Raw genomic sequence first — 21,884 nt, 5'->3', positions numbered from 1 at the left:
ATGTGGGAGACCAGATCTAGTCCCGCAGGCCTTTTTTTATATGAATGAACCCACTTCTATCTGGGATGTGGAGATTGGGCGGATCCTCGCCCGAAAACAGCAGGAATAAACATGAGCGAAAGCTTTGCAGAACTTTTTGAAGAAAGCCTAAAAACCCTCGACATGCAGCCGGGTGCAATCATCACCGGCATCGTGGTCGACATCGATGGTGACTGGGTCACTGTCCATGCCGGTCTGAAGTCCGAGGGCGTCATCCCGGTCGAGCAGTTCTACAACGAGCAGGGCGAGCTGACCATCAGCGTGGGTGACGAAGTTCACGTTGCGCTGGACGCGGTTGAAGATGGCTTCGGTGAAACCAAGCTGTCCCGCGAAAAAGCCAAGCGTGCCGAGTGCTGGATTGTTCTGGAAGCGGCTTTCGCAGCTGAGGAAGTGGTCAAGGGCGTTATCAACGGTAAGGTTAAGGGCGGCTTCACTGTCGACGTTAACGGCATCCGTGCGTTCCTGCCAGGTTCCCTGGTTGATGTCCGTCCAGTGCGTGATACCACTCACCTGGAAGGCAAAGAACTCGAGTTCAAGGTCATCAAGCTGGACCAGAAGCGCAACAACGTTGTCGTTTCCCGTCGTAGCGTCCTGGAAGCCGAGAACAGCGCTGAGCGTGAAGCTCTGCTGGAATCGCTGCAGGAAGGCCAGCAGGTCAAGGGTATCGTCAAGAACCTCACCGACTACGGCGCGTTCGTGGATCTGGGTGGCGTCGACGGCCTGCTGCACATCACCGACATGGCCTGGAAGCGCATCAAACATCCGTCGGAAATCGTCAATGTTGGCGACGAGATCGACGTCAAGGTGCTGAAGTTCGACCGCGAGCGCAACCGTGTCTCCCTGGGTCTGAAGCAGCTGGGCGAAGACCCATGGGTTGCCATCAAGGCTCGTTACCCGGAAAACACCCGTGTGGTGGCCAAGGTCACCAACCTCACCGATTACGGCTGCTTCGCTGAGCTGGAAGAGGGCGTGGAAGGCCTGGTACACGTTTCCGAAATGGACTGGACCAACAAGAATATCCACCCGTCGAAGGTCGTACAGGTCGGCGACGAAGTGGAAGTCATGGTTCTGGACATCGACGAAGAGCGCCGTCGTATCTCCCTGGGTATCAAGCAGTGCAAGTCGAACCCATGGGAAGACTTCTCTGGTCAGTTCAACAAGGGCGACCGCATCTCCGGCACCATCAAGTCGATCACCGATTTCGGTATCTTCATCGGTCTGGATGGCGGCATCGATGGTCTCGTTCACTTGTCCGATATCTCCTGGAACGAAGTCGGTGAAGAAGCCGTGCGTCGCTTCAAGAAGGGCGACGAGCTGGACACCGTTATCCTGTCGGTCGATCCGGAGCGTGAGCGCATCTCCCTGGGCATCAAGCAGCTGGAAGACGATCCGTTCTCCAATTACGCCGCCGTCAACGACAAGGGCAGCATCGTTCGTGGCACCGTGAAAGAAGTTGACGCCAAAGGCGCCATCATCGACCTGGGCAACGACATCGAAGCGACCCTGAAAGCTTCCGAAATCAGCCGTGACCGCGTAGAAGACGCGCGCAACGTGCTGAAGGAAGGCGAGGAAGTCGAAGCCAAGATCATCAGCATCGACCGCAAGAGCCGCGTTATCAGCTTGTCCATCAAGTCGAAAGACGTTGAGGACGAGAAGGACGCGATGAAGGAACTGCGTACCAAGCAGGACGTAGAGCCGGCTGCCGGTCCGACCACCATCGGTGATCTGATCCGCGCTCAAATGGAAAACCAGAACTAAGTTCTGCAATCCATTGAAAAGGGCGACTTCGGTCGCCCTTTTTTGTACCTGTATTCTTGCAGTTGTTTCAGGCACATAGTCGATGAGTTGCTGAACGCCTCGTCTAGCTGTGACTCGTGCCGGTAGCCAGTGCCTGGTTCACTGAGAGCCAGCCGGAAACCGCGTCCTCTCCCGCCTCGTTGAACGCTCGTTCGAGCAGGCGCACCTGTTCCCGGCGTAGAGCTTGCTCCAGCTTCGCTCCGTCGCCAGTGAAACGCAGCATACGTTTGCGCTTATCGTCGTCAGCGGTTCGACTTTCTACCAGATGCATCTCAATCAGCTGTCGCAGCGGAATATTCAGCGCCTGTTTGGTGACGCCCAGGTAGCCAAGCAATTCTTTTACGCTCAGGTCAGGGTAGGTTGCGATAAAGAACAGGATTCGATGATGTACGCGGGACAGTCCGCGCCGGGCAAGCATCTCGTCCGGTTTGGCGGTGAACGCCTGATAGCCCAGAAAAAAGCTTTCCATCATCTGGCGCTGGACAATGCTTTTTTTTAGGTCAGGCATATTGACGTATTCCTGGATGAACGCGTAATTTCAGTCAAGTAGTTTGACTTATTTTGTATGGCCTTGCATCTGGTGTCCCACATGGTTTTCTCCGAACGCGTCGACCGTCTCAAGAGCTCGCTTATTCGTGAAATTCTGGCCGCTGCGCAGCGGCCAGAGGTGATGTCGTTCGCCGGCGGATTGCCCGCAGAGTCAATGCTGCCTAAGGTCGAATGGGCTGAGATGCCTTCGTATATTGGCCAGTACGGCATGAGCGAGGGGGAGCCGGCATTGCGCGAGGCGATTGCCGCTGAAGCACGTCTGCTCGGAGTCCCCTGCGAGGCCAGTCAGGTGTTAATCGTTAGCGGTTCGCAGCAGACGCTCGATCTCGCATCCAAGCTGTTCATCGATCGTGGAACCGAGGTGCTACTCGAAGCGCCGACCTATCTGGCAGCGCTACAGGCGTTTCAGTTGTTTGGTGCCAAGTGCCTTGCTGTACCACAGGAAGCGGATGGACCTTCGCTGGTCGCGCTACGCCAGCGATTGGAACAGCACAAACCGGCTTTTGCCTACCTCATTCCAACCTTTCAGAATCCTTCTGCGGTGCGCTACAGCGAAGAAAAGCGCGACGCGGTTGCGGCGCTGCTCGATGAGTTCAAGGTGACTCTGATCGAAGACGAACCCTACCGTGAACTGGTTTTTGACGAAGGCAGCGCCAAGCCCATCGTCAGCCGCATGTCTCAGGCGAGCTGGATATACACCGGTACGGTTTCCAAGACGCTGCTACCTGGGCTGCGTGTTGGCTATCTGATCGCAACCCCGGACCTGTTCCCTTATCTGCTACGGCTGAAACAGTCAGCTGACCTGCATACTAATCGCATCGGCCAGTGGCAGGCCCTGCAGTGGCTCGGCAGCGAGCAGTATCGTTCGCACCTGAGTGAGCTACGTAGCTTCTATCGCCTACGCCGCGACGCCATGCAGGTTGCGCTGGCGGAACATTTCTCTGACCTCGCCGACTGGCAGGTGCCGCAAGGTGGGTTGTTCTTCTGGCTGCAATTGAAACAACCGTTCGATACCCGAACGCTGCTCGATTCCGCCCTGGCGCAGGATGTGGTGTTCATGCCTGGCGAGCCGTTCTTCATTGACCCTGAGCGAAATCCAGGATATTTGCGGCTCAATTTCAGTCATGTTGCGCCGGAGCGCCTCACCGAAGGCGTCCGCCGCTTGGCTTGTGTGATTCGTGAAGCGCTAGTAGTCGAGGCGGCTTGACCGATATAGCGGCTTGCGTTGCCCTGGGAGGGAGCAAAATGGCGTACAAGATCTATGGCGATTATCGGTCAGGCAATTGCTACAAGGTGAAGCTGATGCTGCATCTGCTTGGTCGGGATTACGACTGGGTGCCGGTTGATATTCTTCGCGGTGAAAGTCGTGAGGAGGCGTTTTTGAAAAAAAATCCCAACGGCAAAATACCCGTGCTTGAACTGGAAGACGGCACCTGTTTATGGGAATCGAACGCGATACTCAATTTCCTGGCAGAGGGAACCGAGTTCCTGCCCACGGATGCGCGGCTACGTACCCAGGTTTTGCAATGGCAGTTCTTCGAGCAGTACAGCCATGAGCCGTTTATAGCGGTGGCGCGATTCATCAAGGTTTATCTAGGCTTGCCCGATGATCGCCTGGAAGAATATGCGGCCAAGCAGTTAGACGGTTATCACGCCTTGGAAGTGATGGAACAGCAGTTGCTACGTACCCCGTATCTGGTTGGCGAGCAGTACTCCATTGCCGACGTCGCACTGTACGCCTATACGCACGTGGCCGAAGAGGGTGGTTTTCGGCTAGCCGGATACCCTGCGATCTGCGCGTGGCTGCAGCGAATTGCTAACCACCCACGGTACGTTGGGATGTTCGATTAGGGGAACGCAAAAAAAGGCTGAGGGCTAGCGGCGGAGAGTCTGCGGTCGCCTGAACCCAGCGGCAACAGTTAGTTGGTGCAGCGGAAGAATGAAGGCACTGGCGGCGTTACCTCGGCTGGCCTGATCAAGCCATATTCCTGACATAGTCTATTCCTAAGGTGATCCTCCAACGCCTTAGATCGCGCGCATCGCGCGGTGCCGGCGCTAACCGGATGGAGACTTTGCCTCATGCGAATCCCGAAGCCGCTGGTCGTGGCGCTTGCCGCTGCGATCTCCGCCCCTGCGATGGCCGCCAGCAACATCTTAGTGGGCTGGGCGATGATGCCCGCCGACACCTTCTCCGACGGCCCGACTTCGGGTCAACTGATCAACGGGAATCCCTACGGGGCGCATCGGCCACCTTATGAAGGCCGGCAACCGGTTCAGGGATTTTCCGCCGTGCTGCCGGGGGCCGACGAGAACAGCTTTATCGTCATGACCGATAACGGTTTCGGTGCGCAGGAGAACTCTGCTGATGCGCTGCTACGGCTTTATAGCGTGCGCCCCGATTTCCGCACCGCCAGCGGCGGCAGCGGTAAGGTCAGCGCCAGCGATTTCCTGAGCGCGGCGCCGTTGGCGCGTTTCATCCATCCGTCTCGGATCACCCTCAACGACATCAACCAGAAGCTTGAACTGCCGATCCAGGCGGATTTTCGCTTCTATTACGACGACGGCTCGAAACCGCGTGTCGATAGCGCCATCGACTTTGGTCGATTGCTTACAGGGGCCGACCTGGATGTCGAGTCGGTACGCCGGGATAAGAATTGTGCGATGTGGTTTGGCGATGAATTCGGCCCCTATCTGATCAAGACCGACACCTCGGGTACGGTCACCCGCAGCGCAATTTCACTGCCCGGTGTCTATGCGCCACAGCACGCCGATGTAATGGCGGGGCGGGCAACCGTCAATCTCGCCGGGTCAGGTGGTTTTGAAGGCATGGCGATTAATCCACGGGGTGATCGGCTCTATACGTTGCTGGAAAAAACCGTCAGCGGCGATCCGGCCGGCACGTTACGCATTAGCGAATTCGCTGTCGACCGGGAGCGCTACACTGGCAAGGTCTTTTTTTACACCTTGCAGGCTGTTGACCACGCCATCGGTGACATGACGGCCATTGATGACAGCCGCTTTCTGGTGATCGAACGCAATGATGCAACAGCTACCCAAGGTATGCCGTTCAAGAAAATCTACCTGATCGATACGCGTGACGTCGGCAGCGGTGGGGCGGTGAGCAAGACTGAGTTGGTCGACCTGATGCAACTGGCTGACCCGGATGACCTCAACGGCGACGGCCAGCGCCTGTTCACCTTTCCCTACGTCACCATCGAAAGCGTATTGCTGCTGGATTCTCATACTTTGTTGGTGGCCAACGACAACAATTTCCCGGCCGGGGGTGGTCGCGAGTCGGCTGCCGATGCCACGGAATTTCTGAAAATCCGCCTGGCTAGTCCCATCCCAGGCGTTAGCCCGCCGCACCTGCAGCAGGCGAGGGACGCGCGTCGTTGCGAGGTGTCGACGGCGCTGAACCCAAGCTGACCACCGGCCGAACCGCCGGGCAGCGTTATATGTAGGAGCGAGGGGGACACCTAGTTCTTGCTCGCGAGTGAAGCATCAGAAGCTTCGCCAGCAAGCTGGCTCCTACAAAAAACTGTGGTAATCGGTGCACCTGTAGAGTGCCGCAGGGTGGGCCGGGCGGCGTTCCGCTTCAGCCCACCAAAGAAGGCGCCGCGGGTAGCGAACCTCTGATCAGGCCTCGCCCACCTGCACCACCAGCTTGCCGAAGTTCTTCCCTTCAAGCAGCCCGATGAATGCCTCGGGAGCATTTTCCAGTCCCTGCACGATCTGCTCGCGGTACTTGATCTTGCCATCGGCGTACCAGGCGCTCATATCGCGGGCGAACTCGTCGTAGCGGTGGCCGTAATCATTGAAGATGATGAAGCCCTGCATGCGCATGCGTTTCTTCAAAATCGTGTCGAGCAGCAGCGGCAGGCGATCCGGCCCATCCGGCAGACCGGTGCTGTTGTACTGGGCAACCACCCCGCAGACCGGCACTCGCGCACTGGTATTGAGCAGCGGCAGCACCGCATCGAACACCTTGCCGCCGACGTTCTCGAAATACACGTCGATGCCATCCGGACATTGAGCGGCCAATTGCTGAGGGAAATCGTCCGCGCGGTGATCGATACAGGCATCGAAACCGAGGGTTTCGACCGCATGCCGGCATTTGTCGGGACCACCGGCGATGCCCACTACACGACAACCTTTGAGCTTACCGATCTGTCCGACTGTGGCGCCCACCGGCCCGGTGGCCGCCGCAACCACCAGGGTTTCCCCAGCTTTGGGCTGACCGATATCCAGCAGGCCCATATAAGCCGTGAATCCGGGCATGCCCAGCACGCCCAGCGCGTGAGACGGATTCTTCATATCGCGTCCGAGCTTGAGCAGACCATCACCATTTGACAGGGCGTAGTCCTGCCAGCCATTGCCACTGAGCACCCAGTCGCCTTCCTGATAGCCCGGATGGCGGGACTTGACGACCCGACAGACCGTGCCGCCGACCATCACATCGTCGATCTCCAATGGCGGCGCGTAGGACGGCCCGGCGCTCATCCGACCGCGCATGTAGGGATCCAGCGAGAGGTAGACGGTGCGCAGCAGCAACTGGCTGTCTTCGGGCGTCGGCACCGGGGCAGTTTCCAGGCGGAAGTTATCCTGCGTAGGCGCGCCGTGAGGGCGTGAGGCGAGGCGAATGCTGCGGTTTCGTTGCGACTGCTGTGTCATCACGGTCTCCCATGGGTCAGTCGGATAGATCAAAGTGGAAGCGTGCCGGGTACTTAGCGTTCCATAAGTATCGGCGCGCGCTTTATAGGCAAGCCGCTCAGAACATGGCCATAGGCATATAAGATCCGCGAGCAGTACCGACGCTATCGCTACTCTATTTCTCCCGGTGTCGCGGATTTGTGTGGCGGGTCGTCGGTTATTGTTTCCTGTTCGGTGCGGTGCATGTTCCGGTTAGGTACCGAGTCGCTTTCGGGCATCCCTTTAACCACACGACCGTCCTCGGTCACGATCTGTCCTTGGTCATTGCGGTGGGTTTCGAGCTTTTCTTGTGGCGTCGGGTTGCCCATCGGGCTTGGGCGCGCGCCAGTGTCTTCCCGTGGCGTGCCTGCCGGCCATTGGGCCAAAGCAGGTTGGGCGGCGGCAACCAGCAGCGTGGCCATCGCCAGTAACGATAGAAACGATCTGTTCATGACGTTCTCCTGTTTTTTTGACGTGCCGATGCGCCGATCAGCCGGCGTATTGGTATCCGGCTCCTTAGAAAGGACAGTCCGCCACGTCCGCGGTCAACGTCCCGTGACGCCTTCCGGTTCGCACACCAGCAGCGCAATGGGCCCACCGGCCGAGTATTTTCCTGGCACCCGCATGACGACCTGCTCGTTGGGATCTACCGAGAACGCCGGGGTAGCCGTCATGGCTGTTTCCTCGGGCAACGCATGAAATTGGCACGATGCGATCTCATTGCTGCGATTGGTTACTTTCACGGCTGGCACACCGACCAGGTCGACCTTGCTGGACGACGCCTCTGGCACGCCGAGCGGCACCACTTCGATGTCCATTCCATTTAGTCGAGTGGATACCTGCACATCCTGCCCAAAGGCCGGGACCGCAAACGCCAGACTGACCAGCGCCAATAACGATGTTTTCATTCTGATTCTCCGTTGTGGCCTCAAAGCATGTGAACAGAGCTGACCGGCTGAGTTCGGGTTTCACCCATTTCAACTGAGCGCTGTTTCCTCGCCTTGCCTGATGAGGGGCCGGGATAGCCGATATGAAGTAGCCTTCGTTTTCGCCACATTTCGTTGCAAATTACTGAACCCCGTCCGTCTTCCTGGGTCGGAGCTGAGCGCTGTGGATAAAACCATGGCGGTGCTGCAGCGACGCCCCCGACGCCCAATGATGTGATCAATCGCTGGGCGACTGCTGGGCTTGGATGCCACCTGCCTTCTCGATCAGAGACCGAACGACCAATGGATCAGATATACGCAGTCGTACTGTCGTACAAACGCAAGGATTTGCTCAAACGCTGCCTCGATGGAATCAACGCGCAAAGCCGGCCATGCGACGGCATCATCGTCGTCGACAACGCCAGCAATGACGGGACCGAGGAAATGCTGCTCGAATTGCAGCTGCCAAACCTCAAGGTCTATGTGCTGTCGCACAACACGGGCGCATCGGGTGGATTTAGTGCCGGGTTCCGTATTGCCTACCAGCTTGGCGCCGATTTCGTCTGGATGATGGATGACGACGTCATTCCCGAGCCGGACGCCTTGCAGAAGCTGACCGAGGCCGACGAGAAGCTTCGTGCCCAGGACAAGCCGCATTCTTTCCTGTTGTCGATGGCCTACACCGAAGACGGCCTGCTGACCAATGTTCCGCGCATCGACGAACGCACCAATGCCATTGCCTATGAAAACTGGCCGGCACTACTCGACCTAGGCGTGGTTCCGGTGCGCCCGGCGACATTCGTTTCGATACTGGTACCGCGCGCTTCGCTGCAGCGCTATGGCCTGCCGATCGCGTCGATGTTCATGTGGGGCGACGATACCGAATTCACCCTACGTATCAGTCAGGAGGCTCCAGGCTATCTAGTGGCGGCGAGCAAGGTGCTACACATGCGGCGAGTCAGCGGCGCCATCGACATTTTGAGCGAGACCGACCCGAAGCGGGTTGCGTTGCATCGGCACTTCATACGCAACGAATTATTCGTCGCACGCCGGTATTTCCGTAAGCGCCGCGTGCTGGGTGTGTTCTTTTCGCGCCTGGTCTTGGTGGCTCGCATGCTTAAAAGCGGTGAGTTCGCCAAGGCTCGGATAGTGCTGAACGGTGTGATCGAAAGTTTCAGCTTTACGCCCAAGCCCGAGGCGGCCGATGCGCCAGTGGAGGCGCTCGGCGTGACTGTGCGGAAACTGAGCCCAAAGCCATTGAGCGGTGCGCAGATGAATGACATTTCACCGCCCGCCGTCGACACGCAAGCGCTTGCAGCAGACCCAACTGGCTTACTAACAGCAGGGGACCGCCAACCACAGCCGCGCTCATTCAAGCCGAACATGCGTGTCCTGGTGTGCGGTGCTGGCGGTCAGGTGGGCCACTGTCTGGTCAATCAGGCCGCGAGCTTTGGTCTGGATGCAATCGGGCTGATGCATCAGGAGCTCGATATCACATCCCCGTCGCAGATCAGCGAGGCGATTGAGCGTTATCGACCGGCCCTGATTATCAATGCGGCGGCTTATACCAATCTTGATCACGCCGAGGCCGAGGTCGCACAGGCCGAAGCGGTGAATCGTGACGGTGCTGCAAATCTGGCCCAGGCAGCCAGGCACTTCGGGATTCCGTTATTTCACCTGTCTAGCGAATACGTTTTTTCCGGCGACAGCTGCGAGCCTTATCGGGAAACCGATCCGGCTGTGCCGATCGGCGTTTATGGCGCCACCCGGCGGGCAGGGGAGGTCGCCATCAGCGAAACACTGGATCGGTACCTGATTCTGCGTACCAGTTGGATCTACGGCGAACGCGGCAATAACTTCGTCAAGACCATGCTCAATCTAGGCAGCAAGACCGATGAAATTTCGGTAGTCAGCGATCAGATTGGCTGTCCAACTCGTGCCCGCAGTGTTGCTCGCGTGCTGATAGAGCTTGCGCTGCGCTATTGCCGTGATGGCGATCTCAAGTGGGGGCTTTACCACTACAGCGGTTCGTCGCCCTGCTCGTGGGCAGAGTTTGCGGTGGAAATTTTCCGTGAAGCCGAGCTCGCCGGGCTCATCGCCAAAGCACCTCGAGTCTTGCCGGTACTCAGCGCAAACCTGCCAAGGGCGGCGGCCCGACCGGCCTGGTCAGCGCTCGATTGCAGCCGGATCGAGGCAACTTTCGGCATCAGACCCAAGCCATGGCGGGAAGAGTTACGCCATGTGATACGGCAGATGAGTGACCTGCCAGCTGTACCGTTCGGGCCTGCACCGAGTCGGGTGCCGTTCAGGGCCTATCCACAGAGTGAGGGAGACGAGCCATTCGCTGCGCGTCTCCCAATAGCGCAAACGGCAAGCCAGCATTAGCCCTTTCGCCAAGCAAACTTTTTCCAGATGTTACGGTCCGAACTGCACACCAAAAAATAAAGGGACTTTCGTGATGAACGACACAGCTGTGAAAAGAGTGGGTGTTTCAGGCACAGGGATGATCTCGCACTGTTTCGTTCGCCTGATCATGAAGCATTACCAAGATCTGCAGATCAGCCGCGTCCTTACGCGCAGGAGCATTGACACGCTTGGCGATTTTCCGCTCCGGGATGTGTTGACCAACTCCATTGACGACCTCATCGCGCACTCGGACATCATCGTCGAGTGCACCGGTGATGTGTTCTTCGGGACGGAAGTGATCGAGCGGGCATTCGAAGCCGGCTTGCCTGTCGTCACCATCAATGCCGAGTTGCAAATCACCACCGGCTCCCACCTAGCCGGCAAGGGTCTGCTCACTGAAGCCGAAGGTGACCAGCCAGGGTCGTTGGCGGCATTGCGTGAAGATGCATTGCAAATGGGTTTCAAGCCTCTCGTTTACGGCAACATGAAAGGCTATCTGAACCATAACCCCAGCCACGAAGACATGACGTACTGGTCCAAACGTCAGGGTATCAGTATCGATCAGACCACCTCGTTTACTGACGGCACGAAGGTGCAAATCGAACAGGCGGTGGTGGGTAACGGTTTTGGTGCGACCATCACCCGGCGAGGGCTGGAAGGGTTGGCGTCCACTGACCTTAACCGCAGCGGTAACATCCTCGGTCTGATCGCTGAAGGCATTGGTCAGCCTATCGTCGACTATGTGATCCCGAGCGGATATTCCGCTGGTGGGGTTTTCCTAGTCTGCCGCCACGATGAAGATCAGGCGCCGGCGATCGAGTACTTCAAGCTGGGCCCCGGTCCGTATTACGTATTGACGCGTCCGTTTCATCTCTGCTCGCTTGAAGTTGGCAAGACCGTGCGTCGAGTTCTGGCGGGGGGCGGCGTGCTATTGAATAACTCTGTCGAGCCGACACTGGGTGTTGCAGCGATAGCCAAGCGCGAGATAAAGGCGGGCGAGGTGATCAGCCGCGGTATCGGCGGATTCGACGTTCGTGGCGAAGCGGTGCGGCTTGTTGATGAGCACGACTACGTGCCCATCGGCCTGCTTCGCAATACGGTGCTCAAAAGGCCCGTCGAACCAGGGCAGCTGATTACCTTCGACGACATAGAGATTCAACCCAGCCGGGTGCTGGACATCATCCTTCAGCAGCGCCAAAAGTTGATGGGAAAGACCGAAGCGCCCACTGTGAATGAAGTCGCTCAGCGGGTGCGCAGGTAATGATCGGAAATGAGGCCGAAATCTGGGCTGATGGTTATAGCTTCATCGAGTTTCAGCACACCGGGACAGGGCTCGTGCCATATCACTACGAATCCGCGCCGCCAAGCTTGGCGCAGCCTGCTGTGGTTGCCATGCCAGCAACGGAATGCGGGGCGGAAGATAACGGGAAGACGTTTACGCTTATGGCGTGATCCGCTCTAGCTTCGACTTGATCCGGCTGAACAGCCTGCGGGCCGCGGTGACGTATAGAACTTGAGCTTCAGCAATGTTCAACCGCTGTACCTGCCTCACAGAACGCAGTCCAGACGTCTCCGGCAATCCGAACGACCGCACCACCAAAACTGGTGGCTTCGTCTTGAGCGTCCTGCTCGTTTTCAAACACCGCCAGTACGCTGCCGTACGAATAAACGACCCCCCATTGCCCAGCGTCTCTGGTATCGAGCCCTGTAATATCCATTTGATATCTTCCTTGGAAATGTTGCGAGATATGACGAAATCACGACATATGAATAGCACTTCGTCAAAATATCGACAATCACCGTTCGGCGGGAGGCTCAAAAGAGGCTGGTATTGGCCGAATCTCCTTAGTTTTCGAAAAATAAGGCCCTAATAGGAGCAGTCCTCTGAGGGCATTGGGAATCCAGGCTGAGTAATGAAACTCCGATTTGTGGTGTCATCAGCAACCGGCCCGGATGCCCATCGGTACCTGAGGCTCAGCTGATACTGCGACGTTCGCCCGGATGCGTCTCGTGGCCCATCGGCGTGGTATCGGGAAGCGTTACTTCGGGCTCGGCGAAATCGGGACTGTGAACTTCCGAGTCGAGGGGCATGTGGCTATAACGCTGCTTATCTGTGACGTCCCTCCGCTGATGCAAGTGCTCTTGCTCGGTCAGCATGCGTTTCGCTTCGCAACGCCCACTGATCCCGCGCGCCAATGCCATGCCGCCCATGGCCAGCTGCAAAAGCCCGCTCGCTCCGCCACGGCGCAACCCCTTGCCCAGCAGCATCAGGCCCCCGGCGACCGAAGCGGTGCGTTCCCAGCCGTGCACGTTCTGTGGTGCGGTCTTGTCGAACAGTCGAGTCATTCTGGCTTCCTCAGTTTCATCAGATATATTTGGGGCGGCTGGAAGGGCGCGATCGGACACCGCGCCGTCTTCGCCTCAACCCAACGGGCTTTCGTTCTGATCCTCGCGTTCATCAACATCGGATGTATCTGCCGAGCCCGGCACATCGCCGTATTCGTCGTATTCGGGCGGCATCTGTTCTTCGCTTGGGTGCGGTTCGCTACCGTTCATTGCTCACCTCGCTGTCTATAAAAATTTGGCAACAGTGCCCGGCGATTCGTTCTGAACGGCGGATGAATGGGCTCGAGGGAACGTGCGCTGATGGAAGGAACAGATGCGCGCCGTTGTCGTCTACCGAGCCAGGGCTGTATCGGATTGAGGCTTGACAGTAAGGCATCACTAACGCAAATTCCGCTAATCGTAATCTGATTACGCAAAATAATTACGACGTGCTCCGAAAACGAAGCGCGACCTAGCAAGCAGCGTGGCACGAGATGGATTGCATACCTATTACCGTTCCACCTCGTCCTGCCAGATGCATGTCACCACGCTTGGCTGGGGATGGTCTGGTTCTGTACCGGCCAATCTCATTGGTAATGGCGGCGAACTCTGTCTGCGGCCTTTCAGCAGGCGCACCCTGATGTTCAGCCGAACACATCAGTGACATGAAGACTCTTGGCTTTCGACTGACCCTGGGCGATCACCTTGGTCGCAGCGTTCGGGGGATTTCCTGTGCGCCGCCGGGCTGACGTTTCCTCTCGTCATCCCTATCCACAGCTAGTCAAGGAGCCAACCATGGCCGACCTGTTTGAAAACCCAATGGGCCTCATGGGCTTCGAGTTCATCGAATTTGCCTCGCCCACCCCAAACGTCATCGAGCCGGTGCTGGAAAGCATGGGCTTCTCCCATGTCGCCAACCATCGTTCGAAGGATGTAGCGCTGTATCGTCAGGGCGAGATCAACGCCATCGTTAACCGTGAGTCCAAAGGCGTCGCCGCCTATTTCGCCGCCGAGCATGGCCCGTCTGTGTGTGGCATGGCGTTCCGCGTGAAGGATGCGCAAAAGGCCTATTCACGCGCGCTGGAACTAGGTGCTCAGGCCATCGAACTGCCCACCGGGCCGATGGAGCTGCACCTGCCGGCGATCAAGGGCATCGGTGGTGCGCCGCTGTACCTCATCGACCGCTTCGGCGAAGGCAGCTCGATCTACGACATCGATTTCGTCTTCCTCGAAGGCGTCGATCGTCATCCGGTCGGTGCCGGGCTGAAGATCATCGATCACCTGACCCACAACGTATATCGCGGCCGCATGGCCTATTGGGCAGACTTCTACGAGAAGCTGTTCAACTTCCGCGAGATCCGTTACTTCGACATCAAGGGCGAGTACACCGGCCTGACTTCCAAGGCCATGACCGCGCCGGACGGCATGATCCGTATCCCGTTAAACGAGGAGTCGTCGAAGGGCGCGGGGCAGATCGAAGAGTTCCTCATGCAGTTCAACGGCGAGGGCATCCAGCATGTGGCCTTCCTCACCGATGACCTGATCCAGACCTGGGACAAACTGAAGGCCAGCGGCACGGTGTTCATGACCGCACCGCCGGAAACCTACTATGAAATGCTCGAAGGCCGATTGCCCAATCACGGTGAGCCAGTCGATGAGCTGAAGTCGCGTGGCATCCTGCTCGACGGCGCCTCGGAGAACGGTGAGCAGCGCCTGCTGCTGCAGATTTTCTCCGGCACGCTATTGGGCCCGGTGTTCTTCGAGTTCATTCAGCGCAAGGGCGACAGCGGCTTCGGCGAAGGCAACTTCAAGGCGCTATTCGAATCCATCGAGCGCGACCAGATCCAGCGCGGTGTGCTCAGCACCGCTGACTGATCCACTGACTGCCGCTGGCTTCGGCTGCCGTTATGGGTGACTAGCCAGCTCTTTATATGGTTACACCGGCGCGTGAGACCTCGCGCGCCGGTGCCTAGGTTCAGTTGTATCGATTTCGTCTGCCTCTCAGCCGAAACCACCATCGTGAACCCTGCAGAACGTGCGTGATGGCCAAAGGACATTTTTTTGGAACTGATTTCTTCGGCTGTTTTCGAAAAAACGTACCAAAGAAAAGGTCGATGAGTATCAAACGGATCGGCAGGGAAGACATAACAATCACGATGGGGCGAGGAATGCAGAAACTGTCATTAGGCGTTCGGGACAATAACTTCGATTTTTTACGCTTCGTCGCAGCAACGATGGTCCTGTTGGGGCACTGCTACTGGCTGACTGGGCGGCTTTCAGAAGAACCGTTTCGTCCGTTGACTGGCGGTACCGATGTGGCGGACATGGCGGTAGATGTCTTTTTCGTGATCAGTGGCTTCTTGATCACTGCTTCCTATTTGCACGGCAGCAGCAACGTCAGCTTTATCCTCAAACGAGCCCTACGCATCTTTCCGGGCCTGGCCTTTGCGGTGGTATTCGCATTGCTGGTGATCGGTCCGCTGACTACGCCGCTACCGCTAGGCGAATACTTTAGCAACGGTAAGACCGCGGCTTTTTTGACTAACCTATTTCTGATGACCCGGTACGAATTGCCGGGGGTATTTGCTACCAACCCATTCCCGGAAGTGGTCAACGGATCGTTCTGGACGCTGCCCCTGGAAGGCATGATGTACTGCAGCGTGCTGCTGCTGGGAGCGCTGAAGCTGCTCAAGCGGCATATGGTCGTGCTTGGGCTGGGCGTGTTGATGGTCGGGCATTTCTTCGTTCTGCCGGTACTAGGCGTCGAAAGCGTAACCATCCTCAAGCTGTTCCGTCTGGGACTTTTCTTCTACGGCGGCGCTGCGCTGTATCTCTACCAGGACCAGATTCGCTGGGACGGCCGCATTGCACTGTTGTTCCTGGCGGCGTCTGTGCTGGCATTGGGTAGCTCCGCCTGGTTCGTCGTCCACATGTTCACGCTGCCGTATCTGGTGATTTACATCGCCTATGCGCGGCTGCCAAAGGTTGCGCGTTTCGGCAAACACGGCGATTTCTCCTACGGCATGTACATCTTCGGCTTCCCAGTTCAGCAGTTGCTCATTTACTGGTTTGGCGCCGATATAAACCTGGCAGTGCTCGCGCTTTCGAGTATGGCAATCACACTGTGTTTTGCGGTTTTGTCGTGGCGACTGGTTGAGGCGCCAGCCTTGCGCCTAAAGCGCTACACGAACATTAAATCTCTGCGCATTGGCGCCGGCGTTTCCATCAAGCGGGACTAGCTTGGTGCATCGCCAGGCGGCTCAGGCGCCTGGCGACTAGTCAGTTGGCCGAAACCAGCGGAAGCCAGAGCGCAAGCGCCATCAGTGTCAGTAGTAATACCGGTGGCGTGATGATCAAGCCCACCTTGACGTATTCGCCCCAGGTGATGCGGTGGCCTTTGCCTGCCAATACATGCAACCAGAGCAGGGTAGCCAGGCTGCCAATGGGTGTGAACTTCGGGCCCAGGTCATTACCGATGACGTTGGCGTAGATCATCAGCTCTTGAGTAAGCGGCGCCACCTGAACCTGATCGATAGCCAGCGCGCCGATCAGTGTGGCGGGCAGGTTGTTCATGATCGATGCCAGAATCGCGACCGCGAAGCCGGTACCCAAGGTTGCGATGAAATCGCCTTGCAGACTCAACCAGGCCAGTACGCCGGCGGACCAGTCCGTCAGCCATGCGTTGCCCAGCCCGTAGACAACCAGATACATCCCGACCGAGAAGAGCACGATCTGCCATGGTGCGTTGGTCAGCACGGCTCGCATGGACACGACGTGGCCCCTGCCGAACGATAGCCAGCGCCCGGCGATGGCCATCAATACCAGCGCAGCAGTGCCCATGATGAACGCAATGGGGATACCCCAGCGTGCCGTCACGAACAACGACACCAGCAACAGGCCGAGCAACGGAAAGGCGGCTCGAAACACCTGATGGTCGCGAATGGCCGAGGCGGGATCTTCCAGTCGGTCGACCGGATAGCTGCGCGGAATCTCCCGGCGAAAGTAGAGCCCAACGACCAGCAGCGTCGCCAGCAGCGACACGAGGTTGACCGGCACCATCACCAGCGCATAGCGCGAGAACGAGATGCCGAAATAGTTGGCGGTCACGATATTGACCAGATTGGAGGTCACCAGCGGAAGACTCGTGGTATCGGCGACGAAGCCGGTGGCGATGATGAACGCCAGCGCCGCCGCGGGGCTGAAGTCGAGCCGAAGCAGGATGGCCAACACGATTGGCGTCAGCAACAGCGCTGCCCCATCGTTGGCGAACAGCGCGGCGATCATCGCGCCCAACACGATGATCAGCGGAAACAGCAAACGCCCACGTCCACCACCCCAGCGGGCGATGTGCAACGCCGCCCAGGCGAAGAAGCCGGCTTCGTCGAGGATCAACGAGATGATGATCAGCGCGACGAAGGTAAAGGTGGCGTCCCAGACAATGTCCCAGACGACCGCAACATCGGCCAAGCCGACCACGCCGGTGGCCAGCGCCACCACGGCTCCGGCCAACGCGCTCCAGCCGATGCCAAGGCCCCTGGGTTGCCAGATCACGAAAATCAGCGTGGCGATAAAGATGACGAACGCGAGCATCAGATAATCCATTCACGAATACAGTCCACGCGGTCGACATGGGTGCCGGTCAGCTGCGGGATTGGTAGTTTGGTAGGTTGGTGAACAATAAGTCGAGGCGGGCGATGTGAGTTTCGAACCGGCCTCCAGCAGGATCAGCGCGCCTGGTCGGCAAGCCTTACCACTTCGCCATCTTCCTTGGTGAAGACGTGCACCGGTTTGGGCAGTAGCGTTAGCACTTGTTCTGATGGCCGGCACAGGCGAGTGCCCAGTTCGGTCACGACGACGGGCCGATTGATTAGGATCGGGTGGGCCATCATCGCGTCGATGATCTGTTCGTCACTCAGCGCCGGATCGTCCAGGCCCAGCTCGTCGAAGGGCGTGCCCTCGCGGCGCAGCAGATCGCGTGGTGCGATGTTCATGGCGGCGATCAGTTCCCCCAGTTTTTCACGCGTAGGCGGGCACTTCAGATATTCGATCACCTGTGGTGCTTCGCCTGACGCAATCATCATCGCGAGGGTATTGCGAGAAGTGCCGCAGGCAGGGTTGTGGTAGATCAGTGAAATCATTCTTCCAAAGCTCCAATGATGTGGCTTCAGTGCGGACAGGTGAAAAAAGGGTACGAGCAGCGCCAATGACGATCAAGGCGCGTCTCCTAGACACGCAGCGACCCGATCAGCGCGGGAGCCTAACTCGTCGAGTCGCTGCCGGCGGTTTTCCAGCAGGCCGCAGCTGCGCAGTTGGGCAAGAATGCCTGGATACCTTCGGCTGGCTTTCAACCAATGCGCCGGTAAAGTCGCACACGCATAGTTCGGCTTCGCGGGTGATGATCACATTAGCCGAACGGGGATTTCGTCAGCCAGGCACTTGAATACGGTTGCAGGGGCGAGGTGGTTGGCCATTGCGTCTCGGCGTTTACGCTGGTCCGACGCGCTGCGTGTCGCAACACCAGGCACGCCTAAACGCCGCTAGGATATACGTGGCCAGTTTCGCGCGCCTCGGTAGTTGCCAGAATGCCCAGGCGGACGCATTTCGCAAACATTAGGATGTCAGCGATGATTGCCCGTAAGTGCATGCCGCAACATACTGATTTAATAGGTAGACCACGGCCACCCCGTTACGGAGAACCCGAATGCAACCGCTAGCGACAATCATCAACCTACTTGGAGCAAGCGCTTTGCTTATTAGCCTTACAGGCTGTGATGCAGCAGAAAAGACTGCTCAAAGTTTGGCTGAAAAAGCGGAACAAGCTGTTCAGGATGTAGCGCGAGAAGCTATCAGCGGCACAGTCAATGAGCTCAATAAACAAGTGGATGATTTTCAGCAATCAACCAACGAGTTTTTAGGCAAGCCATTGGTGCAGCCTGAAGAGGACGTACAACCTGACGAAGTCGATTCAGAGCAGCCGATAATAGCCAGCCCCAAGTCAGCCATCGAAACCTGAATTTCCCAAGCTACCTTCCAGTCGCCTGATTAAAGGGTTGCTCCGCGTAGCGTCGTTATGTGAAAAGGTTAAAACAGATCAAGCCCGCAACCATCGTCCTAGCAGTGTTTGATATGGATGTGATTTGCAGGCCCATTAAGCGCCATCACAGGCCCTAACTAGCCACAACCCGAGTTTCTCAATGGAATCGCTTCTACTGCTATTTTCCGAGCCCACCACCTGGGTGGCCCTGGCCACGCTGATCGCCATGGAGGTGGTGCTCGGCATCGACAACCTCATCTTCATTTCGATCTTGACCAACAAGCTTCCCGAGGATCAGCGGGAGCGCGCACGGCGCATCGGTATTGGCCTGGCGCTGGTGATGCGGTTGGGTCTGCTAGGAACCGTGGCCTGGATTGTTCAGCTAACCGAGCCTGTTTTCGAGCTGATGGGCAACGCCTTTTCCTGGAAAGACATGATCTTGATTGCTGGCGGTCTGTTTCTGCTGTGGAAAGCAACCAAGGAAATTCACCACAGTATGGACCCCACGCCTGGCGGTGACATGTTCGAAGGCAAGCCGCTGGAGAACGCGGTGACGATGGGTTTCAGTGCTGCAATTGCGCAAATTCTGGTGCTCGACCTAGTGTTCTCCATCGACAGTATCATCACCGCTGTAGGGATGACTGAGCACGTCCCGATCATGGTTATCGCCGTAATATTTGCGGTCACCGTTATGCTCGTTGCCGCCAATCCGCTAGCTAAGTTCATAAACGACAACCCGTCAGTCGTGATGCTTGCCCTGGGTTTCTTGCTGATGATCGGTATGACCCTTATTGCCGAAGGCTTCGGTGCCCATGTTCCCAAGGGCTACGTCTATGCAGCCATGGCGTTCTCAGCGGGTATTGAGGTGCTTAACATGTTGTCCCGGCGCGCAAAACGAAAGCAGCAAAACTCAACTATCTAAGATGCGCGTGCTGGGCGTAGCGGGGAGCCCAGCGTTAGCCACATGCTTTTCCGAAACTACTCGACCAGCCGCCGGGGTGCGGCGCGGAGCGACCAAAGCCGAGGCGGTCGTAAGCAATGACTTCGTTCGGTGGCCATCGCGAGGCGCTCGGGAAAGTCGCTTCACAGTTTCACACAACCCTTCCGACAAAAAGACGCGGCCCCTATGGGCCGCGTAGCTCCGTCACGCCACAGTCCGATACCGCAGATTAGCAATATCCGGACGCTGCCGCGTCGAGATGCCTGCTTCAGCAGTTAGCCACCGCCGCCGGTGCCTGCTGTGCAGTCTTTTCCCGGTCACGCAGGAGGAATCGCTGGATCTTGCCGCTCGGGGTTTTCGGAAGTTCGCTAACGAACTCGATCTCGCGCGGATAAGCGTGGGCGGACAGGCGTTGACGCACATGTTGCTGCAGCTGTTCGGCCAGCGCCTTGTCGCCCTGTTGGCTGGCATGCAGCACAACGAAGGCTTTCACCAGTTCGGTGCGCTCTGGATCAGGCTTGCCGATTACTGCCGCTTCGATCACCGCCGGGTGTTCGACCAGGGCGCTTTCCACATCGAAGGGGCCGACGCGGTAACCGGACGTGGTGATCACATCGTCTGCGCGGCCCACGAAGGCGATGCTTCCGTCAGGATTCAGTTCCACCGTGTCGCCGCTCAGGTAGTAATTGCCAACGAAGGCCTTGGTCTTGGTGCCCACATAGCCCGCGAACCAGAGCAGCGGCGAGCGTTGGCGGTCCAGCGCGAGCATGCCAGGCGTGCCGGGTTCCAGTTCGCGTTGCTGATCGTCGAGCACCACGACGCGGTGCCCGGGCATGGCGTAGCCCGCCGTGCCGATGCAGATCGGATGACTCAGCGCATGGTGGTTGCACAGGACCATGCCGAGTTCGGTCTGGCCGTAATGATCATGGATGGTGCAGCCAAGGCCGCTCTTGAACCAGCGGATGACCTCGGGCGTGAGCGGTTCGCCGGCGCTGCTCACGGCGCGCAAGCGACCCTTGATCTTGCCTTCCACCTCGTCGCGGGTTGCCAGCAACAGGCGGAATGCAGTGGGTGAGCCCGCCATGTTGGTGATGTTGTATTCGCTGACGACGCGGCACGTACTGTCGACAGTGAAGCCGCCTTCGTAGAACAGCGTGCTATGGCCCATGGCGAGCGGTCCGGTGACGGCGTAGTACAGCCCATATGCCCAGCCCGGATCGGCGATGTTCCAGAAGTTGTCATCGGGCCGTAAGTCCACCGCATCCCGCATATAGGTGACGAAGGCGACGATGGCCTTGAGCGGCACATGCAGCTGTTTCGCCGGCCCTGTGGTGCCCGAGGTGAACATCGCGAGAAAGGGTGCTTCACCGCCCAGCAGCACCGGCTCGAACTCGGCCGACTGGCGATTGACCTGGGTCCAGAAATCATCAGCACCGTCACCTACGACCAGGCGGCGTGGCGCGGCTTCGATGGCGTCCAGCTTCTCGCTGTTTGTAGCGTCGGTGACGACGATCTTTGCGCCGGATTCCTTGATTCGGTGCTCGACCGCTTTGGGGCCGAATGCAGTGAACAGCGGCTGATAGATGGCACCTACGCGCCAGGTGCCGAGGATGGTGATCAGCAATTCAGGCGTACGCGGCAGCAAACCAGCGACGGTATCGCCGGGCTTTATGCCGTAGCTGTCTAGGAGATTGGCGAAGCGCGCCACGGCTTCCTTGAGTTGCGCGAAGGTCCAGGTGGCTCGCTGCCCATCGCGGCCTTCCCAGATGAGGGCGACCTTGTCTGAGTCTGCATGGCGGTCGCAGCACTCAATGCAGGCATTCATAGCGGACAGGTCGCCGGCAAGGATGGATGAGACTGTCTGATCGTAATCGAACTCACTGGCCGCAGTTGCATGGTCGCGCATGGCTGGCTCCTGGGTTTCTTGTTCTTGGTTCCTCTGGATATTGGCGCTGCATGGCCCACGCAACAATGGCAAAAGCCACCAATCTGGATGAGCGGTTTGGACAAATGCCGCGGGTCTGGCGAGTGATTGGGGCAGGGCGGTGTATGCCAGTCGCCGAGCATGTTTGGCTAGAGCTGCCACCCAGCCCTTTTCGGTGTGGTTGACTCAGCCCTGCAGGTTTGGCGCCTTCTTCCAGGCGGTCTGGATTGGTTTACATGGAGGAGATGCGCTTAC

The 21,884-nt window shown here is 58.0% G+C and carries 20 protein-coding genes and 1 pseudogene; 10 read left to right on the top strand and 11 right to left on the bottom strand.

The window, feature by feature from the left end; all coding sequences use genetic code 11:
- The first annotated feature begins 111 nt into the window (after positions 1–111).
- On the top strand, positions 112–1,797 hold the full coding sequence (gene rpsA / locus NAV33_RS15755; protein ID WP_255981721.1) for a 30S ribosomal protein S1: 1,686 nt from the start codon (positions 112–114) through the stop codon (positions 1,795–1,797).
- Positions 1,798–1,900: 103 nt separating this feature from the next.
- Here the strand turns inward: rpsA and NAV33_RS15750 are convergent, their stop codons facing one another.
- Entirely contained in the window at positions 1,901–2,344 is a 444-nt protein-coding gene (locus NAV33_RS15750; protein WP_255981719.1) for a MarR family winged helix-turn-helix transcriptional regulator, read from the bottom strand.
- 81 nt (positions 2,345–2,425) lie between these two features.
- Here NAV33_RS15750 and NAV33_RS15745 point away from each other — a divergent pair, with 81 nt between their 5' ends.
- The 3 genes from NAV33_RS15745 (at position 2,426) to NAV33_RS15735 (ending at position 5,811) form a co-directional block, all read left to right on the top strand.
- The gene (locus tag NAV33_RS15745) at positions 2,426–3,592 is read left to right on the top strand and encodes a PLP-dependent aminotransferase family protein (RefSeq protein ID WP_255981717.1); all 1,167 of its coding nucleotides are present in this window, start codon (positions 2,426–2,428) and stop codon (positions 3,590–3,592) included.
- Between the two features lie 38 nt (positions 3,593–3,630).
- Positions 3,631–4,236, top strand: coding sequence for a glutathione S-transferase family protein (locus NAV33_RS15740; protein WP_255981713.1), 606 nt, complete (start codon positions 3,631–3,633; stop codon positions 4,234–4,236).
- A 228-nt stretch (positions 4,237–4,464) separates the two neighbouring features.
- On the top strand, positions 4,465–5,811 hold the full coding sequence (locus NAV33_RS15735) for an esterase-like activity of phytase family protein (RefSeq protein ID WP_255981711.1): 1,347 nt from the start codon (positions 4,465–4,467) through the stop codon (positions 5,809–5,811).
- A gap of 210 nt (positions 5,812–6,021) precedes the next feature.
- On the opposite strand, the gene NAV33_RS15730 is transcribed toward NAV33_RS15735, so the two are convergent.
- The 3 genes from NAV33_RS15730 to NAV33_RS15720 form a co-directional block, all read right to left on the bottom strand.
- Positions 6,022–7,056, bottom strand: a complete 1,035-nt coding sequence (locus NAV33_RS15730) for an NADP-dependent oxidoreductase (RefSeq protein ID WP_255981709.1) — start codon at positions 7,054–7,056, stop codon at positions 6,022–6,024.
- Between the two features lie 149 nt (positions 7,057–7,205).
- Positions 7,206–7,526 carry a hypothetical protein gene (locus NAV33_RS15725; RefSeq protein ID WP_255981707.1) on the bottom strand — a complete coding sequence of 107 codons (321 nt, stop codon included), beginning with the start codon at positions 7,524–7,526 and terminating at the stop codon, positions 7,206–7,208.
- Positions 7,527–7,619: 93 nt separating this feature from the next.
- Positions 7,620–7,982, bottom strand: a complete 363-nt coding sequence (locus NAV33_RS15720; protein WP_255981705.1) for a hypothetical protein — start codon at positions 7,980–7,982, stop codon at positions 7,620–7,622.
- A 321-nt stretch (positions 7,983–8,303) separates the two neighbouring features.
- On the opposite strand from NAV33_RS15720, the gene rfbD reads away from it, so the two are divergent.
- Together rfbD and NAV33_RS15705 are read left to right on the top strand one after the other, a co-directional pair.
- On the top strand, positions 8,304–10,385 hold the full coding sequence (gene rfbD, locus NAV33_RS21465) for a dTDP-4-dehydrorhamnose reductase (RefSeq protein ID WP_336605400.1): 2,082 nt from the start codon (positions 8,304–8,306) through the stop codon (positions 10,383–10,385).
- A gap of 118 nt (positions 10,386–10,503) precedes the next feature.
- A complete protein-coding gene (locus tag NAV33_RS15705) occupies positions 10,504–11,667 on the top strand; it encodes an SAF domain-containing protein (RefSeq protein ID WP_255982139.1) in 1,164 nt (387 codons plus the stop codon).
- Positions 11,668–11,926: 259 nt separating this feature from the next.
- On the opposite strand, the gene NAV33_RS15700 is transcribed toward NAV33_RS15705, so the two are convergent.
- The 3 genes from NAV33_RS15700 to NAV33_RS15690 all read right to left on the bottom strand — a co-directional run bounded on the left by NAV33_RS15700 (position 11,927) and on the right by NAV33_RS15690 (position 12,962).
- A complete protein-coding gene (locus NAV33_RS15700; RefSeq protein WP_255981703.1) occupies positions 11,927–12,124 on the bottom strand; it encodes a hypothetical protein in 198 nt (65 codons plus the stop codon).
- Between the two features lie 256 nt (positions 12,125–12,380).
- Positions 12,381–12,752, bottom strand: a complete 372-nt coding sequence (locus NAV33_RS15695; RefSeq protein ID WP_255981702.1) for a YgaP-like transmembrane domain — start codon at positions 12,750–12,752, stop codon at positions 12,381–12,383.
- Positions 12,753–12,827: 75 nt separating this feature from the next.
- The gene (locus NAV33_RS15690) at positions 12,828–12,962 is read right to left on the bottom strand and encodes a hypothetical protein (protein ID WP_255981699.1); all 135 of its coding nucleotides are present in this window, start codon (positions 12,960–12,962) and stop codon (positions 12,828–12,830) included.
- Positions 12,963–13,526: 564 nt separating this feature from the next.
- On the opposite strand from NAV33_RS15690, the gene hppD reads away from it, so the two are divergent.
- Together hppD and NAV33_RS15680 are read left to right on the top strand one after the other, a co-directional pair.
- Positions 13,527–14,606 carry a 4-hydroxyphenylpyruvate dioxygenase gene (gene hppD / locus NAV33_RS15685; RefSeq protein WP_255981696.1) on the top strand — a complete coding sequence of 360 codons (1,080 nt, stop codon included), beginning with the start codon at positions 13,527–13,529 and terminating at the stop codon, positions 14,604–14,606.
- Positions 14,607–14,899: 293 nt separating this feature from the next.
- Complete coding sequence (locus NAV33_RS15680) at positions 14,900–15,970, top strand: acyltransferase family protein (protein WP_255981694.1); 1,071 nt, start codon at positions 14,900–14,902, stop codon at positions 15,968–15,970.
- A 40-nt stretch (positions 15,971–16,010) separates the two neighbouring features.
- On the opposite strand, the gene NAV33_RS15675 is transcribed toward NAV33_RS15680, so the two are convergent.
- The 3 genes and pseudogenes from NAV33_RS15675 to NAV33_RS15665 all read right to left on the bottom strand — a co-directional run bounded on the left by NAV33_RS15675 (position 16,011) and on the right by NAV33_RS15665 (position 18,202).
- Positions 16,011–17,324 carry an arsenic transporter gene (locus NAV33_RS15675; RefSeq protein WP_255982137.1) on the bottom strand — a complete coding sequence of 438 codons (1,314 nt, stop codon included), beginning with the start codon at positions 17,322–17,324 and terminating at the stop codon, positions 16,011–16,013.
- 131 nt (positions 17,325–17,455) lie between these two features.
- Entirely contained in the window at positions 17,456–17,869 is a 414-nt protein-coding gene (gene arsC / locus NAV33_RS15670) for an arsenate reductase (glutaredoxin) (RefSeq protein ID WP_255981692.1), read from the bottom strand.
- A 72-nt stretch (positions 17,870–17,941) separates the two neighbouring features.
- Positions 17,942–18,202 (bottom strand): annotated as a pseudogene (locus tag NAV33_RS15665) (metalloregulator ArsR/SmtB family transcription factor).
- 230 nt (positions 18,203–18,432) lie between these two features.
- On the opposite strand from NAV33_RS15665, the gene NAV33_RS15660 reads away from it, so the two are divergent.
- On the top strand, positions 18,433–18,744 hold the full coding sequence (locus NAV33_RS15660) for a hypothetical protein (protein WP_255981690.1): 312 nt from the start codon (positions 18,433–18,435) through the stop codon (positions 18,742–18,744).
- Between the two features lie 181 nt (positions 18,745–18,925).
- Positions 18,926–19,687, top strand: a complete 762-nt coding sequence (locus tag NAV33_RS15655; protein ID WP_255981688.1) for a TerC family protein — start codon at positions 18,926–18,928, stop codon at positions 19,685–19,687.
- Between the two features lie 286 nt (positions 19,688–19,973).
- Here the strand turns inward: NAV33_RS15655 and NAV33_RS15645 are convergent, their stop codons facing one another.
- Positions 19,974–21,611, bottom strand: a complete 1,638-nt coding sequence (locus tag NAV33_RS15645) for an AMP-binding protein (protein WP_255981686.1) — start codon at positions 21,609–21,611, stop codon at positions 19,974–19,976.
- Between the last annotated feature and the right edge of the window lie 273 nt (positions 21,612–21,884).

The sequence above is a fragment of the Stutzerimonas stutzeri genome (assembly GCF_024448715.1).
Classification (GTDB): domain Bacteria; phylum Pseudomonadota; class Gammaproteobacteria; order Pseudomonadales; family Pseudomonadaceae; genus Stutzerimonas; species Stutzerimonas stutzeri_AR.
This window is presented reverse-complemented; position numbering and strand designations above follow the sequence as displayed.

What these genes read in the sequence shown, in the direction of transcription:
- rpsA (WP_255981721.1), top strand. Translation starts at nt 112, where the DNA reads ATGAGCGAAAGCTTTGCAGAACTTTTTGAAGAAAGCCTAAAAACCCTC.
- NAV33_RS15750 (WP_255981719.1), bottom strand. Translation starts at nt 2,344, where the DNA reads ATGCCTGACCTAAAAAAAAGCATTGTCCAGCGCCAGATGATGGAAAGC.
- NAV33_RS15745 (WP_255981717.1), top strand. Translation starts at nt 2,426, where the DNA reads ATGGTTTTCTCCGAACGCGTCGACCGTCTCAAGAGCTCGCTTATTCGT.
- NAV33_RS15740 (WP_255981713.1), top strand. Translation starts at nt 3,631, where the DNA reads ATGGCGTACAAGATCTATGGCGATTATCGGTCAGGCAATTGCTACAAG.
- NAV33_RS15735 (WP_255981711.1), top strand. Translation starts at nt 4,465, where the DNA reads ATGCGAATCCCGAAGCCGCTGGTCGTGGCGCTTGCCGCTGCGATCTCC.
- NAV33_RS15730 (WP_255981709.1), bottom strand. Translation starts at nt 7,056, where the DNA reads ATGACACAGCAGTCGCAACGAAACCGCAGCATTCGCCTCGCCTCACGC.
- NAV33_RS15725 (WP_255981707.1), bottom strand. Translation starts at nt 7,526, where the DNA reads ATGAACAGATCGTTTCTATCGTTACTGGCGATGGCCACGCTGCTGGTT.
- NAV33_RS15720 (WP_255981705.1), bottom strand. Translation starts at nt 7,982, where the DNA reads ATGAAAACATCGTTATTGGCGCTGGTCAGTCTGGCGTTTGCGGTCCCG.
- rfbD (WP_336605400.1), top strand. Translation starts at nt 8,304, where the DNA reads ATGGATCAGATATACGCAGTCGTACTGTCGTACAAACGCAAGGATTTG.
- NAV33_RS15705 (WP_255982139.1), top strand. Translation starts at nt 10,504, where the DNA reads ATGATCTCGCACTGTTTCGTTCGCCTGATCATGAAGCATTACCAAGAT.
- NAV33_RS15700 (WP_255981703.1), bottom strand. Translation starts at nt 12,124, where the DNA reads ATGGATATTACAGGGCTCGATACCAGAGACGCTGGGCAATGGGGGGTC.
- NAV33_RS15695 (WP_255981702.1), bottom strand. Translation starts at nt 12,752, where the DNA reads ATGACTCGACTGTTCGACAAGACCGCACCACAGAACGTGCACGGCTGG.
- NAV33_RS15690 (WP_255981699.1), bottom strand. Translation starts at nt 12,962, where the DNA reads ATGAACGGTAGCGAACCGCACCCAAGCGAAGAACAGATGCCGCCCGAA.
- hppD (WP_255981696.1), top strand. Translation starts at nt 13,527, where the DNA reads ATGGCCGACCTGTTTGAAAACCCAATGGGCCTCATGGGCTTCGAGTTC.
- NAV33_RS15680 (WP_255981694.1), top strand. Translation starts at nt 14,900, where the DNA reads ATGCAGAAACTGTCATTAGGCGTTCGGGACAATAACTTCGATTTTTTA.
- arsC (WP_255981692.1), bottom strand. Translation starts at nt 17,869, where the DNA reads ATGATTTCACTGATCTACCACAACCCTGCCTGCGGCACTTCTCGCAAT.
- NAV33_RS15660 (WP_255981690.1), top strand. Translation starts at nt 18,433, where the DNA reads ATGCAACCGCTAGCGACAATCATCAACCTACTTGGAGCAAGCGCTTTG.
- NAV33_RS15655 (WP_255981688.1), top strand. Translation starts at nt 18,926, where the DNA reads ATGGAATCGCTTCTACTGCTATTTTCCGAGCCCACCACCTGGGTGGCC.
- NAV33_RS15645 (WP_255981686.1), bottom strand. Translation starts at nt 21,611, where the DNA reads ATGCGCGACCATGCAACTGCGGCCAGTGAGTTCGATTACGATCAGACA.